Source organism: Neobacillus sp. S1227 (assembly GCF_055385255.1).
The window spans coordinates 5,011,050-5,028,038 of sequence record NZ_AP038276.1; the positions used below are offsets into that span (position 1 = coordinate 5,011,050).

General features: G+C 36.4%; 13 protein-coding genes. 2 read left to right on the forward strand and 11 right to left on the reverse strand.

Translation table 11 applies throughout. From position 1 onward, the window contains the following. Positions 1-45 precede the first annotated feature (45 nt). Positions 46-1,188: a sensor histidine kinase gene (locus ACZ5AE_RS25200; RefSeq protein ID WP_464567232.1), complete on the reverse strand. Its 1,143-nt coding sequence runs from the start codon at positions 1,186-1,188 to the stop codon at positions 46-48. Positions 1,189-1,469: 281 nt separating this feature from the next. Between ACZ5AE_RS25200 and ACZ5AE_RS25205 the strand changes: the two genes are divergently transcribed. Then, positions 1,470-2,108 carry a YigZ family protein gene (locus ACZ5AE_RS25205; RefSeq protein ID WP_464567233.1) on the forward strand — a complete coding sequence of 213 codons (639 nt, stop codon included), beginning with the start codon at positions 1,470-1,472 and terminating at the stop codon, positions 2,106-2,108. Between the two features lie 130 nt (positions 2,109-2,238). Here the strand turns inward: ACZ5AE_RS25205 and ACZ5AE_RS25210 are convergent, their stop codons facing one another. The 9 genes from ACZ5AE_RS25210 to ACZ5AE_RS25250 form a co-directional block, all read right to left on the reverse strand. Further along, positions 2,239-3,297, reverse strand: a complete 1,059-nt coding sequence (locus ACZ5AE_RS25210) for a glycosyltransferase family 4 protein (protein WP_464567234.1) — start codon at positions 3,295-3,297, stop codon at positions 2,239-2,241. A gap of 162 nt (positions 3,298-3,459) precedes the next feature. After that, positions 3,460-4,557 (reverse strand): glycosyltransferase family 4 protein, encoded by a 1,098-nt coding sequence (locus tag ACZ5AE_RS25215; protein ID WP_464567235.1) that lies wholly within the window; start codon positions 4,555-4,557, stop codon positions 3,460-3,462. 330 nt (positions 4,558-4,887) lie between these two features. Beyond that, positions 4,888-5,727 (reverse strand): dTDP-4-dehydrorhamnose reductase, encoded by an 840-nt coding sequence (rfbD, locus tag ACZ5AE_RS25220; protein ID WP_464573735.1) that lies wholly within the window; start codon positions 5,725-5,727, stop codon positions 4,888-4,890. Further along, positions 5,727-6,749, reverse strand: a complete 1,023-nt coding sequence (gene rfbB, locus ACZ5AE_RS25225) for a dTDP-glucose 4,6-dehydratase (RefSeq protein ID WP_464567236.1) — start codon at positions 6,747-6,749, stop codon at positions 5,727-5,729. Before rfbB ends, rfbD begins: the two co-directional genes overlap by 1 nt. After that, positions 6,746-7,321, reverse strand: coding sequence for a dTDP-4-dehydrorhamnose 3,5-epimerase (rfbC, locus tag ACZ5AE_RS25230; RefSeq protein ID WP_464567237.1), 576 nt, complete (start codon positions 7,319-7,321; stop codon positions 6,746-6,748). Before rfbC ends, rfbB begins: the two co-directional genes overlap by 4 nt. A 10-nt stretch (positions 7,322-7,331) precedes the next feature. Next, positions 7,332-8,207, reverse strand: a complete 876-nt coding sequence (gene rfbA, locus ACZ5AE_RS25235; RefSeq protein WP_464567238.1) for a glucose-1-phosphate thymidylyltransferase RfbA — start codon at positions 8,205-8,207, stop codon at positions 7,332-7,334. A 98-nt stretch (positions 8,208-8,305) separates the two neighbouring features. Beyond that, on the reverse strand, positions 8,306-9,436 hold the full coding sequence (locus ACZ5AE_RS25240) for a glycosyltransferase family 4 protein (RefSeq protein ID WP_464567239.1): 1,131 nt from the start codon (positions 9,434-9,436) through the stop codon (positions 8,306-8,308). A 15-nt stretch (positions 9,437-9,451) separates the two neighbouring features. After that, positions 9,452-10,708: an O-antigen translocase gene (locus ACZ5AE_RS25245; protein ID WP_464567240.1), complete on the reverse strand. Its 1,257-nt coding sequence runs from the start codon at positions 10,706-10,708 to the stop codon at positions 9,452-9,454. 230 nt (positions 10,709-10,938) lie between these two features. Next, positions 10,939-13,026, reverse strand: a complete 2,088-nt coding sequence (locus tag ACZ5AE_RS25250; RefSeq protein WP_464567241.1) for an LTA synthase family protein — start codon at positions 13,024-13,026, stop codon at positions 10,939-10,941. A 237-nt stretch (positions 13,027-13,263) separates the two neighbouring features. Here ACZ5AE_RS25250 and ACZ5AE_RS25255 point away from each other — a divergent pair, with 237 nt between their 5' ends. Next, on the forward strand, positions 13,264-16,041 hold the full coding sequence (locus ACZ5AE_RS25255; RefSeq protein WP_464567242.1) for an Ig-like domain-containing protein: 2,778 nt from the start codon (positions 13,264-13,266) through the stop codon (positions 16,039-16,041). A gap of 109 nt (positions 16,042-16,150) precedes the next feature. Here ACZ5AE_RS25255 and ACZ5AE_RS25260 read toward each other — a convergent pair whose 3' ends face one another. After that, positions 16,151-16,948: a glycosyltransferase gene (locus ACZ5AE_RS25260; RefSeq protein WP_464567243.1), complete on the reverse strand. Its 798-nt coding sequence runs from the start codon at positions 16,946-16,948 to the stop codon at positions 16,151-16,153. Positions 16,949-16,989 lie beyond the last annotated feature (41 nt).

The following is a 16,989-nucleotide window of genomic DNA, read 5'->3' on the forward strand; positions in this document are numbered from 1 at the left end:
AAAATTCCCCATCAGAGAATGTTACTTTCTTTTTTTATCAAATCTTTAATTCATTAACGGCACATGGATGGAAACAGCGGTGCCCTTGCCGATTTTTGAATCAACCGTCAAATCTCCTTCAAGCAGGTCGACCCTCTCTTTCATGCCCATCATGCCGAAGGAACCCGGCTTCTTTTGGTTCGTATCGAAACCGACGCCGTTGTCCTTGATTAACACTTTCACATCGGTGTCCGTCATTTCCAATTGAACTTTTATGGAGCAGGCCTTGGCATGCTTGAGCGCGTTTTGCACCGATTCCTGTATGAGCCTGAAGAGGGCAACCTCATATTTCGGCGGAAGTCTCTTCTCATTTCCTATTTTCACAAATTCAATTTTTGAATGATTATGATATTCTTCAATGGTCTGCAAATACTTTTTGAGGGTTGGAACGAGTCCTAAATCATCCAATGCCATTGGACGCAGGTCGTAAATAATCCGGCGGACCTCATAAAGTGCTGAGCGAACCATTTTCTTAAAGCTTTGAATCTCTGCGAATGCCTCGTCAGGACCCTTTTCACGAAAAACACGATCCACAATATCAGAACGCATAATGACATTTGCCAGCATTTGTGCTGGCCCGTCGTGAATTTCTCTCGAGAGACGCTTGCGCTCTTCCTCCTGTGCTTCAATTATTTTCAGGCCCAAGTCCTGCTTTGCTTTAGCATTTTCAAACGCTTCGCCAAACTGTTTCAAGTCGCTCTGCAGGTAATTCATAACCACGCAGATTTGCGAAATCAACTGCTCGGCACGTTCAATCGTATCATTAATACCAACAAGCCTGTGCTCGAGCTCTTCTCTTTTTTCAAGAAGCTGCTTTCGGTATTGCCAATTGATGGAGAGGTCCATTTGCAGCTGATGCGCCTTCTCGTAGGCGTCACGTACCTCATCCTCCGAGAAGGTTTTCATATTCATGCTTACTTCTGAAAGTCTGTGTCTTGCAGTAGTAACCTGCGCCTCCAGCTGATTTCCTTCCTCGATCAACTTAACCATAACATTCTTAATATTATCCAGCTCACTTGTGATGCTGTCATAATCTGTACGGCATTGCTCGCTAATACGGAAGATGTCACTTTTACTGCAGGTGACGGTTTCAATCATCGCTTCGCGAATGTCATCAATTGATTTCAAATCTATTTGCTTAATATTCATTTCAGATTCCTCCGGGGCTTTTTTCCCTTAGGCCTTTAACATACTTTACCATTTTTTGAAATACTTTGCTAAGCCATAATATTTGCTTACGTGACTTTTGTAAAAAAGTAGTATAATTACTATATCAGTCTACTACCTTTAGCCTATTAGAAGGTACTATAAAGCTGTATTTATTATATCATTCGAACTTTACACCCATATTATAGGTATATTACATTAATTTTTTTAAAAAATATTATATTACATTAGTGTTACATTTTTACTTAAGAAAGGAGTCTAACATGCTGCCCCGTTACTTAACTGTAAAAGAGTATGGAGAACATGAAATAATTATCCAAAAATCCCGTTTTATTGCTCAATTGAAAAGAGTGGAATCCGAACAAGATGCCCAAGAGTTCATCCAAACCATTAAGAAAAAGCATTGGAACGCCACCCATAACTGCTCAGCCTATCTAATCGGTGAGCATGACCATATCCAAAAAGCGAATGATGACGGCGAGCCAAGCGGCACGGCCGGCGTCCCGATCCTTGAAGTTTTGAAAAAGAGACAGTTAAAGGACACGGTTGTTGTGGTCACCCGCTATTTTGGCGGAATCAAACTCGGTGCAGGCGGCCTGATTCGCGCATACGGAAAAGCTACTTCTGAAGGCCTAGATGCAGTCGGAGTCGTCGAAAGACGGCTTGTTCAAATTATCCAAGTGAAAATCGATTATACATGGCTTGGGAAAATTGAAAGAGAACTTCGTGCTTCCGAATACAAAATTAAAGATATTCTCTACTTAGATATCGTCCAAATTGATGTTTATGTAGAGGAAGATAAGATTAATATCTTTATGGACTGGATGGTCGAGCAGACCAATGGACAATGTACGCTTGGCAAGGGCGAAACGGTCTATTTGGAAGAAGACTTTGTTCGGTAATTCAGGATGTTCTTATTTGAATTATAGTAGGACATTTGGCGGGAGGCAATTGGGAAATATATTAGGTCTGGACTATTTTTGACGGGAAAAGTATATAAATTTTAAAAGGGCACTCGAATTACGAGGCCCTTTACTTTTTGGCTGTGTTTGCCCTTAATGTTTGTAGGATATTTAGGATGGGGCGGTAGTTTCTACCGACTAGGCCGATTTTTTCGGCGATGATTTCAATGAACAAGACAATCAAAGCAATTAAGACTAGTGCCCCACCAATACGTGCCTGAGAATAAATTACAGCAACCAAACCAAAGAACGCTGACATTGCGTAAATGAGTAGAACTGTTTGCCGATGGGAGTAGCCCATGCGCAACATGCAGTGGTGGAGGTGTTGTTTGTCAGGTGCACCCAAAGGTTTCTTATGGATTATTCTTCTTAAGATAGCGAAAAAAGTATCTGAAATTGGTACAGCAAGGATGATAACTGGTATTACAAATGAAATGAAGGTTACATTTTTAAAACCCATAAGTGAAAGAATTGAAATAATAAAACCTAAAAAAAGTGCACCCGTATCACCCATAAAAATACTTGCAGGATGAAAGTTGTAAATTAAAAAGCCAAGGGTACTTGCCAGTACAATTAATCCTATAGTAGCAACAATTAAATAACCCTGAATGATTGCCATTCCGGAAATTGAAATTAACGCTATAGACGATACACCTGCGGCAAGACCATCCAGCCCATCGATTAAATTAATCGCATTTGTAATACCGACAATCCAAATAATTGTAAAAGGAATACTTAATAAGCCAAAGTGGAGCTGCGCACCGAAAGGCAAATTGATAAAAGCTACTTGAAGGTTCCCCCAAAAAACAACCACACAAGCCGCAGCAAGCTGTCCAATAAGTTTGTATTTTGCGGATAACTCTAACATATCGTCCAATAAGCCAGTAACAGTTATTATCAAACAACCGATTAATATTGGTAACAAGGATGGGTACTCAGGACGTATGAGGAGAATGCCCAATATAAAACTGATTATAATCGCTAATCCTCCGAGCCTTGGCATTATCGATTGATGAACCTTTCTCTGATTAGGTCTATCAGTAGCTCCTATTAAAAAGGCGAATTTTTTTACTAGTGGTGTAATAATCATGGAAACGATAAAACATACTATCAAGGTGAAAAGAAACATAGTAAAAATCCTCCTTAAAAATAAGTTTGTCCATTAAAGAGGATTCGAAACACCAGGCAAGGTGTAAAATAAAGGAAATTGAAAACAACTTATAAAGATTAGGTTACTTACTATATAAAATAAAAGCGGGCAAACTCACTAGGAAGTGAGGCCCGCGACTCTTTATTTATTACGTAGATTTACTTGTCTAAAACCTCGTATCAGATTTAACAATGGTCTGTAGTCTTCACGTACAAGACCGATTTTCTCTACGAAAATTTCAATGATAATCAAAATTGTGAGAAGAATAATAACGGATCCACGTATCGTTGCCTGCGTGAAGATAAATCCTGCTAGTCCAAAAACAGCACTCATCGCATAAATCAATAAAACTGTTTGCCGGTGTGAATAACCCGCTCTTAGCAAACAATGGTGCAGGTGTGATTTATCGGGCGCAGATAAAGGTTGTTTATTCACTAGTCTGCGGATAATGGCAAAGAAAGTATCAGAAACGGGAACACCTAATATTATGACTGGAATAACTAGGGACATCACCGTAACACTCTTTAGACCCAATAATGATAGAACACTTATTAAAAATCCTAAAAATAATGCCCCCGTATCCCCCATAAAAATCTTGGCAGGATGAAAATTATATACTAGAAAGCCGAGTGTTGAAACAGCTGCAATTAATGCCACAATTGTTACATAAGGGTTTCCAGTAATATACGCAATTCCTGCGATGGAGAATAATGCTATTGAAGATACGCCGCCCGCCAAACCATCTAACCCGTCGATTAAATTTATTGCGTTTGTAATACCTACAATCCAAACCATTGTAAATGGGATGCTAAATATTCCAAAATCTAACTTTCCCCAGCCAAACGGTAAGTTAATGAACTCAACTTTTATATCTCCAAGAAGTATAATCACTAAAGAAGCTATTATTTGTCCTAACAGCTTTACTTTTGGTGAAATTTCTTTGACATCATCTATTGCACCAGTAAGGATAATGATTAAGCTACCTAGTATCAGCGCTACGTGTACATCCCCAATTGGGTTTAAGAGTAGCATGTTAAAATTTTTAATTGGTTGGATGATTAGTATACCTATTATAAAGCTTATATATATTGCCAACCCACCTAAGCGAGGCATGATTTTCTGATGAACTTTCCTTTGATTTGGCTTATCGGTTGCACCAATTTTAAAGGCTAATTTTTTCACTAATGGTGTAAGGAAGATCGAAGCACAAAAACATATAAATAAAGTTACATATAACATAAAGACCCTCCGTGCTTATTTTATAACCGGAATTTGAGTTTTATAGATAAAAAATGTATAAAAAAGCCAAATTTCGATAAAATACTCCTAATGGATTATAGCATAGACTTACTCTCAATGAAACTATTAATTTGATATATGTACAAAATTTACTCAAAGGGAAAAAATTCATTTGTAAATATTGTATCACCAATATTTCAGACGAAACTTTGTGAAGAAAGTTTCAATAATGAACGAAAAAAACTAACCTTTAATAAAATAACATAAAAAAAGGATACATTAAAGTCAAAGATGACCAATTAACGTATCCCTTTCCCTATATGATTATTCTTATAGTTCCTCTAGATAATCTGACAAAGCATCCTTCCAGCTTTGGAGCGGTGTCAGTCCTTCCTCTTCAATCCTCTTCTTACTAAGTACTGAATATTTCGGTCTTGCGGCTGGCCGCGGGAACTGTTCCGTTGTTAACGGTCGAACTGTTACATCTAACTCCGCTTGCTTAAAAATTTCAACAGCAAATTCGTACCAAGAACAAATTCCACTGTTAGTAGCATGGTAAATTCCATATTTGTCTGTTTCCACAAGTGCCACCATGAATTTTGCTAGGTCAACTGTATAAGTAGGAGAACCCACTTGATCTGAAACAACGCCCACTTCGCCGCGTTCCTTGCCCAGTCGAATCATTGTTTTGACAAAATTGTTGCCATGTTTACCAAATACCCATGCTGTTCGAACTATGAAGAATTCCTCTAGATTTTCTTGAACAAACACTTCACCAGCTAATTTTGTACGCCCATATGCCCCAAGCGGTTTTGTAGGATGATCAACCTCATATGGCTCCGAAGCTGTTCCATCGAATACATAGTCCGTGCTGATATACATCATCTTCGCGCCGGTTTGCTTAGCTGCCTGAGCTAGATATTTAGCTCCCAATCCGTTAACCTTATAGGCAGTCTCTTCATCCTGTTCTGCGGCATCTACATTTGTGTAGGCCGCACAATGGAGAATAACATCAGGTTTCACTTCCTGAATGAATCCTTGCACTGCTGATTCGTCGCTTATATCTAATGTTTGGCGGTCTGCACCTATAGCTTGATGGTTATTTCGTTCCAATTCCAAAAGAACATCTTGACCTAATTGACCAGCAGCTCCTGTTACAACAACCTTCATCATTCTACTCCCAGTCTATCGCCGTATTGGGATTTAAAATATTCCTGATATTCACCAGAAATGATGTTTTCCCACCATTCCTTATTATTTAAATACCAATTAATAGTTTGTTCAATCCCTGTGTCAAAATTATACTTAGGGGACCAGCCTAATTCCGTGCGTAACTTCGTCGCGTCGATCGCATAACGGCGGTCGTGGCCTGGACGGTCTTTTACAAATTTGATTAATGATTCAGGCTTTCCTAGTTGCTTAAGGATTGTCCTTACAATATCAATATTAGTGCGTTCATTATTGCCGCCGACATTGTATACTTCACCAACACGACCCTTATGCAGTACTAAATCAATGGCTTGGCAATGGTCCTCAACATGGAGCCAGTCGCGGATATTCAAGCCGTCCCCATAAACCGGAAGCTCTTTATCATTCAAGGCATTAATAATCATTAGTGGAATAAGCTTCTCTGGAAAATGGAAAGGTCCATAGTTATTAGAACATCTAGTTATATTTACCGGTAGGCCAAATGTTTCATTATAGGCACGAACCAGCAAATCCGCGCCTGCCTTGCTCGCACTATAAGGACTATTTGGAGCAAGCGGTGTTTCCTCTGTAAAATAACCTGTTTCACCTAAAGTACCGTACACCTCATCAGTAGAAACTTGAAGGTATTTCTTCACTCCAAATGATTTTGCGGCATCAAGCAATGCTAACGTTCCCTGAATATTTGTTTGGACAAAAATCCCAGGGTCAGTAATGCTCCGGTCCACATGAGATTCAGCAGCAAAGTTCAATACATAATCGAACTTCTCCTCTTGGAAGAGACCTTGGATAAAATCGCGGTCGGCAATGTCGCCGCGGACAAATTTATAATTAGGCTTATTCTCGATATCCTTTAGATTTTCCAGGTTCCCTGCATAAGTTAACAAGTCCAAATTCACAATATTGTATTCAGGATATTTATTTACCATAAAGCGGACAAAGTTGCTGCCAATAAAGCCAGCTCCGCCAGTTACTAATAACTTCATTTTTCTGCCTCCTGTTTTTCAAACACAAAGTTAAGGTGGGTTGCATCTTTTAATCTTGGGTGCTTAGTATCTTTTTCCGAAAGAACGGGATTGGTGGTTGGCCAATCAATCCCTAGATCGGGGTCATTCCAGAGAATGCCGCCGTCATGTTCCGGTGAATAGTATTCATCCACTTTATAAGCTACAGTGGTGTCAGGCACCAATGTGCAGAAACCGTGGGCGAAGCCTTTTGGAACTAAAAGCTGACGTTTATTATACTCGCTCAAAATGACGCCAACCCATTGGCAATATGTGGGAGATCCTTCTCGAATATCTACCGCAACATCATATATTGCTCCTGTGACACAACGAACAACTTTTGTCTGAGCTTTAGGATTTAATTGGAAATGCAAACCACGTAAAGTCCCTACAGGAGCTGAAAGAGATTGATTATCCTGTATAAAATCAAAATGTAAACCTAATTGTTCAAATATATTTTTATTATAACTTTCCATAAAGTAACCGCGGTGGTCACCAAACACCTTTGGTTCTAAAATTTTTACACCAGAAAGCTTCGTTTCAATGACGTTCATTCTTAATCCCTCATTTCAATCCTTGATTGGCGACTTTCACTAAATATTGGCCATATTGATTCTTCATTAATGGCTCTGCCAACTCCAATAACTTATCTTTTGTAATATATCCCATTCGATATGCAATTTCTTCTAAGCAGGCAATTTTCAAAGATTGTCGTTTTTCGACCGTTTCGATAAATTGTGATGCTTCCAATAATGAAGCGTGTGTACCGGTATCTAACCATGCGTAACCGCGGCCAAGTAATTCAACGTTAAGTTCTCCCATATCAAGGTAAGCTTTGTTAACATCAGTAATTTCCAGCTCGCCACGGGCGGATGGCTTGATGTTCTTTGCAATTTCCACTACCCTATTGTCGTAAAAATAAAGACCTGTTACTGCGTAGTTTGACTTTGGTTCTCCAGGCTTTTCTTCAATTGAAACTGCCTTCCCTTCCTCATCAAATTCGACCACACCAAAACGCTCAGGGTCATTGACATAATAGCCGAATACGGATGCACCTATTTCCCTAGAAGCAGCTTTTCTTAATAATTCTGTCAAACCATGTCCGTAGAAAATATTGTCGCCAAGGACTAAGGCAACATTGTCGTCGCCAATAAATTCTTCACCGATTAAAAAGGCTTGTGCCAACCCGCCTGGATGAGGCTGAATTTTATAGGAAAAACTCATTCCTAAATCGGAACCGTCCCCTAATATTTGTTCAAACCTTGAAGTATCTTCAGGGGTCGAAATGATTAAAATATCCTTTATTCCAGCTAGCATTAATACTGAAAGTGGATAATATATCATCGGTTTATCGTATACAGGTAATAATTGCTTTGATACAACTTTTGTTAACGGATAGAGCCGAGTTCCGCTCCCACCGGCAAGAATAATACCCTTCATTTAATACATCTCCTTCAATTAACATATTTAAAGAAATAACTATAAAAACCCATATCGGCTAAAAGAAAACTAGTCCAAATAAATTTTTATCATTTCACCTAAACTAATTGTGTATAGGCTTTATACGTTAATTCTGCAACTTTTTCATAAGAATAATCTTTATAATACTCTTTCGGCAAATTAATCTTTGCCTTTTTCAAAGATTTTAGGATAGCAGTTCCAATTGAATCGGGATCATATGGATTACAAGTCTCTCCGTATTGATCAAATTTATAATAATGAATTGGGCAGTATTCTACTGATGAAACAACAATATTACAGCCTGAGAATAAAGCTTCCAGACTGGACAGCCCAGGTGATTCCCGAAAAGATGGAAGAACATGTACGGCGGCTTTCCGAAATAGTGCAAAGATTTCAGCATGATCGATTTGATCTATAAAGTATACATTTCCTCTCTTTTCAGCGAGATTTTTTACATACTCAGCATAGCGTTCATTTTGTACTCTTCCAACGAATACGATTGGTATTTCGGGATGCTTTTCTAGTCCCTTAATGATACCTGCTTGATTTTTAGTAGGTTCAATCCTACCTACCTCTAAAACAATATTTTCTAATTTATTTAGCCATTCCAATGATAACCTTGTTTCGGCAGAAGGAGTATAATCAACAGCATTAGGCACAACAACTGTTTTTTTCATAAGCCCCTCTATATCAAATTCCTTTTCCATAATTTCTAATTCTTCATTTGAATTGGGCAATAGTACATCTGCTTGTTGAAGGACTTTCCTGCGTTTTGAATTATAGTTTTTACTTCCAAACTGATCTTTTTTCCCCAGTAATCCACCCACACTTCTTTTAAGGTTAAGAACAAGATCCTTATATCGATAGTTATTCTTATTAAAATCCATGTATTTAAAGGTATTGGTTAAAAAAGTGATAAAAATAGAATGGGATAAGTCCCAGTAAATCGTTGACACAACAAACTTTTTATTGTTTTTTTTGCATAACTCAACATATCTTAACGTTTCATCGATGGTTTGTATGTTAAATATATGTATAACATCTGCATCTTTATTTTTTTCAAAGTCCTGTTCATTTAAAGCTATCTCAATTTCAACAGGGAAGCTTTTTTCAATGAATTCCTTTGTTTTCAACATTTGAACAGTATCTCCCCCACGATGGCTAAAGCAATCGTGGCGTGTTGCATATAAAACCTTTATCTTTTTCATTCGACTCAGTCCAATCTATACAGGTTTCCTTAAAAATACAATTTTCCGCATCAAAAAGACGACTAATATAAAGTATAAAAAATAAGTACTGGCGTAAGCATATGTGACACCTACCAACCCAAACAAGTGGATAAACAACATTGATACTAATGTTAATGTAATCGAATAGAACAACTCAGTTACAATAACTAATTTTGTCATTTCCTTTACAACCATATTAAATGATATTAGCCAGCTTGCGATTTTAAAAAAGTCTCCAATAATTTGAAATAAAAATAAATCCCTCATAATAAGAAATTTACTTGAATACAGAATAACTATTATGATATCTCTCATAAAATAAACGGCTATTAGAACTACTGTTAGAATAGGCAAAATCAGTTTATATCCATTAAATATTTCTTTTTTTAATAAATAATTATCTTTAATTTCGGCTAATCGGGGCAAATAATATACACTGAGTGTCATTGTGATAAACATCAAATATGTATCTGAGATTTTAACAATGCTATTCCAATAACCAGCATCTTCAAGCGATAATGTATTGGTAATAAAATTACGAATTATTATGAAAGAAACCGGGGCAGTTATTATATGAATAAGCGCCATAATTGTATAGTTGAGATAATTTTTTAATATTGAAGTGCTGACCTTTTGTACTCTTATGTCCCTCAACCATTTTTCTTTCATTAATATAATTACAGTGATGAAGAAAATAACGGTTTGGGATAAAACATAACCGTACATAGCTCCTTTTAATTGCCAATTTACAGTCATCAATACCGATATAAATAAACCGAAAAAACTAGAGATAACGTTAATAATTGTATATTTTCTTATATTTTTAAAGCCATTTACAATGGCAATCAAAACGCTATTGACTGAAAATAATATTAGAGATATACCAGAAAAAAATATGACGCCGTTATATTCTTTGGAATTGAATAATATAACAGATAGAGGTCTGCTTAAAAATATAGTCAATAAACCTGCAATAATTGAAGCAACAATCGATATTGTAATCGCCGCATTGATATATTTCTTCTGGGACCCCTGTTCATCGGAGTGAAAGGAAACATACTTTGTGACACCTTGCACAATTGAAGCATTGCCTATATTCGAAACAATCGCATAAAAGTTTTGCAAATTTCCCATTTGAGCTATACCAGCGGGACCAATATAGATTGCCAAAACCTTGTTGACTGCAAAACCGGTAATAATTTTAATTAAAGTGGCAATAGATGACAAAACACTTGTTTTAAGTAAATTCATAAATATTCCTTTTCAATTTATTGTTAATGGATAGCTAATAAAATCCGTGTTTAAAATTGTACCCTATACATTCTAGCAATTAATTTAAATGAATGCAAAGTATCATTTCCACAAAAAACTTACCTAATAATGCTTTCAAACAGCGTATACAAATTAGATAGTTTTCGCTTTCTCCACAAAAAAACTAGAAATCTAGTTTTGATTTCTAGCCGAAACTGCTGTATTTTTCTTCAATTTTTCATTTTATATGGAATGCTCTCAGATAAAACTTTTTCATATGAGTCCGATACTTTCACAACAATTTCAATTTTCCCTGTTAAACCAGAGTCAGGTACAAGTATATTCGCACCATCAACTAACCGTTTCTCCACTTTTGTTCCATTAATATAAACATTGCTGTAACTAGAAAAATTCTCGCCCTTCAAATGTAGAAAGGTCTCATCCCCCTCATTTTCAATAGATACTTCTTTTATAACCGGTTTACCATATCCGAGAGTATATTTGTTATTAGGTTTTAACTGTTCATTGCCTAATCCATATTGCTTTCCAAAAAGCATATCATATTGTAAAAGCTTAATTTCATCTATTATTTGATCATTTGTATTATCTTTCTTACGGAAATCGTTTCTAACCATTTTGGATAGTTCACCCTTGTGAAGATGGTTAAGCAAATAATCAGTGAGATTGTCACCTTTTAGGCCACTACGATCAAGGATCATTGGAGACACCATCGTTGAGCCAATATTCAATTTCTCTCTTTTGCCAGAAAAATTATCCCATACCATAATTGGAGTGGAATACATTTTCAAGTATTCCTCATACGTTTTATTTTCTTGATAATATCCACTCTCTTTATACACTTTATAATTTTCACCTAATAACGGTAAATGGTCTCCGAAAAATACTACCATTGTCTTTTTATCCATCTTTTCAAGCTCCGTTATTAATCTCTCCAATTCCTTATCAGATTCCGAAAGCGTATCAGAATATACCTCTAACATGTTAATGGATTTCTTTGAAAGCCCTTTTTTTTGCTTATTATTAATTTCTATATTAGCATAAGGCATTTTTTCTGTTTCACTATATGGCCCATGGTTTTGGGTGGTAACTGCAAAAATGAAATTAGGTTGATTCTGGGACATATTTAGCTTTTTCAAGATTTCATCGGTAATACTTGAATCATGAGTATATGGTCCAACAGGAACTGGGTTCTCCATAAATTCAACACTTATAAAACGATTAAAACCTAGATTCTTATATACCTTGGAACGGTTATAGAACCAGTGATGAAATGAGTGAATGGCGGTAGTATCATACCCTTGTTCCCTTAATAAATATGGAAGGGCCGGAATTTGCCTATTCAAATAATGTAAATATGGGATAGATCCTGTCGGCAATAATTGCGTAGAAATCCCCGATAATGCCTCAAATTCTGTATTTGCCGTAGAGCCCCCAAACACAGGAACCAAAAGTTGGCCTCCAGAATTTTCTTCCTGAAGTTTGTGAAAAAACGGGAGCGGGTCTTTATTAAATTCTACATTTTCCAATATTGTAGGATCCCAAAATGCTTCACTCATAATCATAATGATATTAGGTTTGTCTGAATCATTATTTTCGGATACCTGATTATTGTTAATAATGTTTTCCAATGAATTCTTGGTATAATTATTCGGCTGATCAATTTTTAAAAACTGAGTATTTAAAATAAAGCTTGCCACTACACCGTTTGTTTGATAATTCTCACTTTGAATCCAAACATTATTTCTAATAAAAAATTTTGTTTTTAAAAATGTATTTTCATTCTTCACTTCATTATTAATGATTAATAAAAAAGATAAAAGAAACAGAAAAGCTGTAGTAATTTTAACCCAATTTCTTTTCACTTGATTTGGAACTTTATAAATGACAAATCCTACAAGAATCACAATGATTAGAAACCCTGTACATAAGGCTATTAAAACGGAATTTGAGAAAATATTGGCCATATTTGCTGCTTCTTGCCCTAAGGAAAGATCTAATGGCACAACAGGTTCCCCTCTTAAGGATTGTTTTATATTACAAGCTATAGCTAAGATAAACAAAATACTTGTTGTTATAAATGAAAAAAGAATATAAAGCTTTCTTTTGAAAATATGGAAAGAACCGAAGAGTAAAAATAGAAACAAAAAATTGTAAGCAAAGTGTCTAGTTTCTTCCTCAATCCATTCAAAAGTTGCCGCAAAACTCCCTCTATAAATCCATTCAATTACAAAATCAACTATCAAGACTTGAATTGCAGTTATCGCAAAGGATAACGCCCCTTTTCTAATATTTTCCATTTTTCCTCCTAAAGTTATTCTTGATATAATCGCTATCTTACCTAAATCTCTATCTATTTTATCAAAATTGACAAGTTATTACCTCGATTTTTCGACAAAATTCGCGTTAATTATTGGTATTCATTCAAATTCCACTATTTTTCCATAAAAAACTGCCCTATATAAATTGTCTTCAAAACTATTATTTGATACTATTTACCTTGTAATGTTTTAATAGTTTTACAGATTTTTAGGGAGGTGAAAAACATTTTCATTAAAGTATTCCGATATTTACTGTTTGCTTCTATTTTTAGTATTTTTATAGTCCATAATAATGGAGTATTAGCAGACAGTGAACCCCTTCAACCCATGGGATTTATTGACTTACCATCTTCAGGATCTACTGTAAAAGAAATTATTAATGTTCGTGGATGGTTTTTGGATGGGAGCGGGGTTGAAAAAGTAGAAGTCCTAGTTGATGGACAATCAGTGGGGCAAGCGCAATATGGTATCTCACGACCAGACGTTTTTAACGTTTTTCCACAGTATCAAAATGCAAATGCCGGATATGAATTTGCCCTTGATACCAAGACACTGACCAATGGTACACACTCCATTGCTGTCAAAGGAACACTAAAAAACGGCTCTACTTTACAAATTCAAAGCAAATCAGTAAATGTAAATAACCCGCCTTCAACCGGTTACATCGATTCACCCACAGCTGATTCTACAGTTAAGGAAATCATTAATGTACGAGGTTGGTTTTTAGACGTTAGCGGGATTAAAAATGTGGAAGTTCTGGTTGATGGAAAATCGGTAGGGCTGGCTCAGTATGGAAGTTCTCGCCCAGACGTCATGAAGATTTATCCTGAATATCAGAACGCAAACGCTGGATTTGAATTTGCTTTTGATACCAAGATGCTTACTAATGGAACGCACTCAATTACGGTAAAAGGGATTGGAAATAACGGTGCTTCAAAGCAGCTCCAAGCCAAAACCATTAATGTGCAAAATTTGCCTTCAACTGGATTTTTAGACACACCAAAGAATGGCACAGCGGTTAAAGACATTACAACTATACGGGGTTGGTTTTTGGATATTAGCGGAGTAGACAAAGTAGAGGTCCTGGTTGATGGACAGACTGTTGGACAGGCTCAGTACGGAACATCACGAACTGATGTTCTAAATATTTTTCCCGAGTATCAAAATGCCAACTCTGGGTTTGAATTTGCTCTTGACACCAATCGACTTTTAAATGGATGGCACTCCATTACAGTTAGAGAAACTGGGAAAAACGGTTCCACTAAACAGTTGCAAAGTGTCGGCATCAATGTCCAAAATCTGGAATTAATAGGATTTATGGATTCACCTGCAAATGGTTCAATTGTTAAGGGGTTAACTACTATTCGTGGTTGGTTCTTGGATGATAATGGGGTTGAAAAAGTTGAAGTTTTAGTTGATGGTCAAGTTGTGGGACCAGCCCAGTATGGCCTTTCACGGCCTGACGTTCAAAAGATTTTTCCAGATTATCAAAATGCTAACGGCGGTTATGAGTATGCTCTCGACACTAAGAATTATTCCAATGGTTCACATACTATAACAGTTAGGGCTAAAGGGATGAACGGCACGACTAAGCAGCTGCAAACCGTTATTGTGAGTGTTCAAAATCTCGAAGACTTGCCTACCATGGGGTTCATTGATTCACCTAAATCAGGTTCAACAATTAGCGGAATAACCAATATCCGCGGATGGTATTTAGATGGCAGCGGCGTGGCAAAAGTTGAAATTTTTGTTGATGGGAATTTAATTGGAAATGCACAGTATGGCCTTTCACGCCCCGATGTGCTAAATGTTTTCCCAGAATACTTTAATTCTAACGCCGGTTTCCAATATTCTTTAGACACACTACTTTTCGGTGATGGGCAACATACCCTAACCATTAAGGAAACCGGAAATAGCGGAAAAACTCATAGCCTTTCCGTTAACTTTATAGTTAGTAATGGGAATCCCTATCTTACATTAAATTTAAAAAAACCAGCTAATATCACCGCAAATGATATTATTAATTTCTTTAACGCAAATAATCAATCCAATAGCCCCCTTAAAAATTATGCCCAAAGTTTTATCGATGCCCAGAATAGATATGGTGTAAACGCACAATATCTAGTAGCACATGCTATTTGGGAAACTGGATGGGGCGGTTCAAACTTAATTCAATATAAAAATAACCTTTATGGATACGGTGCCTATAATGTTTGCCCATTCACATGTGGTTATTACTTCCAGTCTGTACCTGATAGTATTTTCAGAGTAGCTTATCAGGTAAGAGTAGATTATCTAAGTGAATCTGGAAGTTATTATAATGGACCAAATTTAGTGGGAATGAACGTAAAATATGCAACAGACCAAAATTGGAAAAATGGAATTGCTAATCTTATGAAAAGAATGCAACCATATGATAGTTCCTACTATTCAAATGTTAACGAACTAGGGATGTCACCTATTGCTCCACCTCCATTAGTAAGGGATATACCAGCTGGACTTCCAAATCCAGAAAATACTGTCATTAACTTTCCAAGCGGGATTGTCGCAAATATAATCAACACGTCTACACTAAATCTTAGGTCTTTACCTTACGTTACATCCTCAACATTAATTGGCTCTATCTCACAAAATAGTATCGTAAATATATTGGGATATAACACTGACGTTCTATATGATCCTGCTACTACAGGAAATTACGCTTTCCATTGGTTTAGGGTTAATGTGAACGATCAAACAGGCTGGCTTTATGGGGGATACTTATCAATCGGAAATCTTTTTCAAGTGAAACTTGACAGCGGTACGTTAAATATCCGCAGCGATGCATCGGCAGGCTCCGGCGTACTGACCAGTGTTGGTAATGGAACATTTTTAAAGGCTGTTACAGTAAATGGTGTACCTGTTACACAAAACGGGTGGTATAACGTTTATCTTCCAAATTCAACAAGTACTGGTTGGGTTTCTGGAGATTTTATTTACCAGATGATTAATTAAAAAAACGCCCTAATTTTAAACTAGGGCGCACAAAAAAACTGCCGGAAATACCAAAAGGTTTTCCGGCAGTCTTATTGTATAAAGCATTTTTTTATTCTTTTACTTAATATTAAGCTCTAAGCAGCTTTTTATAAATAAACCCTCTAATCGAATTAGGAAGTATTCTTACAGCCCCCCTAGTAATAACATTCTTAATAAAGGTTGACTTGTCAATGAATTTCATGTTTAAAAATTCCTTTTGAAGCTCTACTTCTTTCCTAAAATATTTTAATCCACCGCGTCTATTAAACATATCAGCCCCCGCACGTGCAAAGACTAGAACTTCGGGGATATTCTTAATTTTAATGCCCTTGTTCAACATTCTTCCCCATAAGTAATAGTCCTCATTCCACATTAAAGTCTGATAGCTCCCAGCTTTTAAAACTTCTTCCTTCCAATAAACAACTGTCATATGGTTTAAAGGGCAGCGTGTTTTAGCATATTCTTTTACTTCCTCATAATCGGCTGGAACTTTTCGGATTGATTCTATTTTTTCAGGATTTTCTTCAAACTCTGCAATCCAAGAACCCAGTACTTTCACATCGGGGTTATTTTTCAAAAAGTTGATTTGTTTCTCAAACCTTTCAGGGTGACAAATATCATCACTATCCATTCTTGCTATTAAATCATATGAGCATTCCGTTATCCCAATCTCCAACGCTTTTCCCAACCCCATATTCTTCTCTAATTGTACATATTTAAACAGGTCCGGGTACGCCTTTTTGTATTCGTCCAATAAAGCATACAATTCTTCCGTTAATTTTCCATCGAATACAATCACAATTTCATTTGCTTTTAATGTTTGATGTAATAAACTATCAATTGCTTCTTTTAAAAAATCCGGCTTTTCTTTGAAGTATACTGACATTAGAACTGAAAAGTTCATCATTTCATCTCCATTTTACCTGT

What these genes read in the sequence shown, in the direction of transcription:
- ACZ5AE_RS25210 (WP_464567234.1), bottom strand. Translation starts at nt 3,297, where the DNA reads ATGTTTCTTTTCACCTTGATAGTATGTTTTATCGTTTCCATGATTATT.
- ACZ5AE_RS25245 (WP_464567240.1), bottom strand. Translation starts at nt 10,708, where the DNA reads ATGAATTTACTTAAAACAAGTGTTTTGTCATCTATTGCCACTTTAATT.
- ACZ5AE_RS25240 (WP_464567239.1), bottom strand. Translation starts at nt 9,436, where the DNA reads ATGAAAAAGATAAAGGTTTTATATGCAACACGCCACGATTGCTTTAGC.
- rfbA (WP_464567238.1), bottom strand. Translation starts at nt 8,207, where the DNA reads ATGAAGGGTATTATTCTTGCCGGTGGGAGCGGAACTCGGCTCTATCCG.
- ACZ5AE_RS25260 (WP_464567243.1), bottom strand. Translation starts at nt 16,948, where the DNA reads ATGTCAGTATACTTCAAAGAAAAGCCGGATTTTTTAAAAGAAGCAATT.
- ACZ5AE_RS25200 (WP_464567232.1), bottom strand. Translation starts at nt 1,188, where the DNA reads ATGAATATTAAGCAAATAGATTTGAAATCAATTGATGACATTCGCGAA.
- ACZ5AE_RS25215 (WP_464567235.1), bottom strand. Translation starts at nt 4,557, where the DNA reads ATGTTATATGTAACTTTATTTATATGTTTTTGTGCTTCGATCTTCCTT.
- rfbD (WP_464573735.1), bottom strand. Translation starts at nt 5,727, where the DNA reads ATGAAGGTTGTTGTAACAGGAGCTGCTGGTCAATTAGGTCAAGATGTT.
- ACZ5AE_RS25250 (WP_464567241.1), bottom strand. Translation starts at nt 13,026, where the DNA reads ATGGAAAATATTAGAAAAGGGGCGTTATCCTTTGCGATAACTGCAATT.
- rfbB (WP_464567236.1), bottom strand. Translation starts at nt 6,749, where the DNA reads ATGAAGTTATTAGTAACTGGCGGAGCTGGCTTTATTGGCAGCAACTTT.
- rfbC (WP_464567237.1), bottom strand. Translation starts at nt 7,321, where the DNA reads ATGAACGTCATTGAAACGAAGCTTTCTGGTGTAAAAATTTTAGAACCA.
- ACZ5AE_RS25205 (WP_464567233.1), top strand. Translation starts at nt 1,470, where the DNA reads ATGCTGCCCCGTTACTTAACTGTAAAAGAGTATGGAGAACATGAAATA.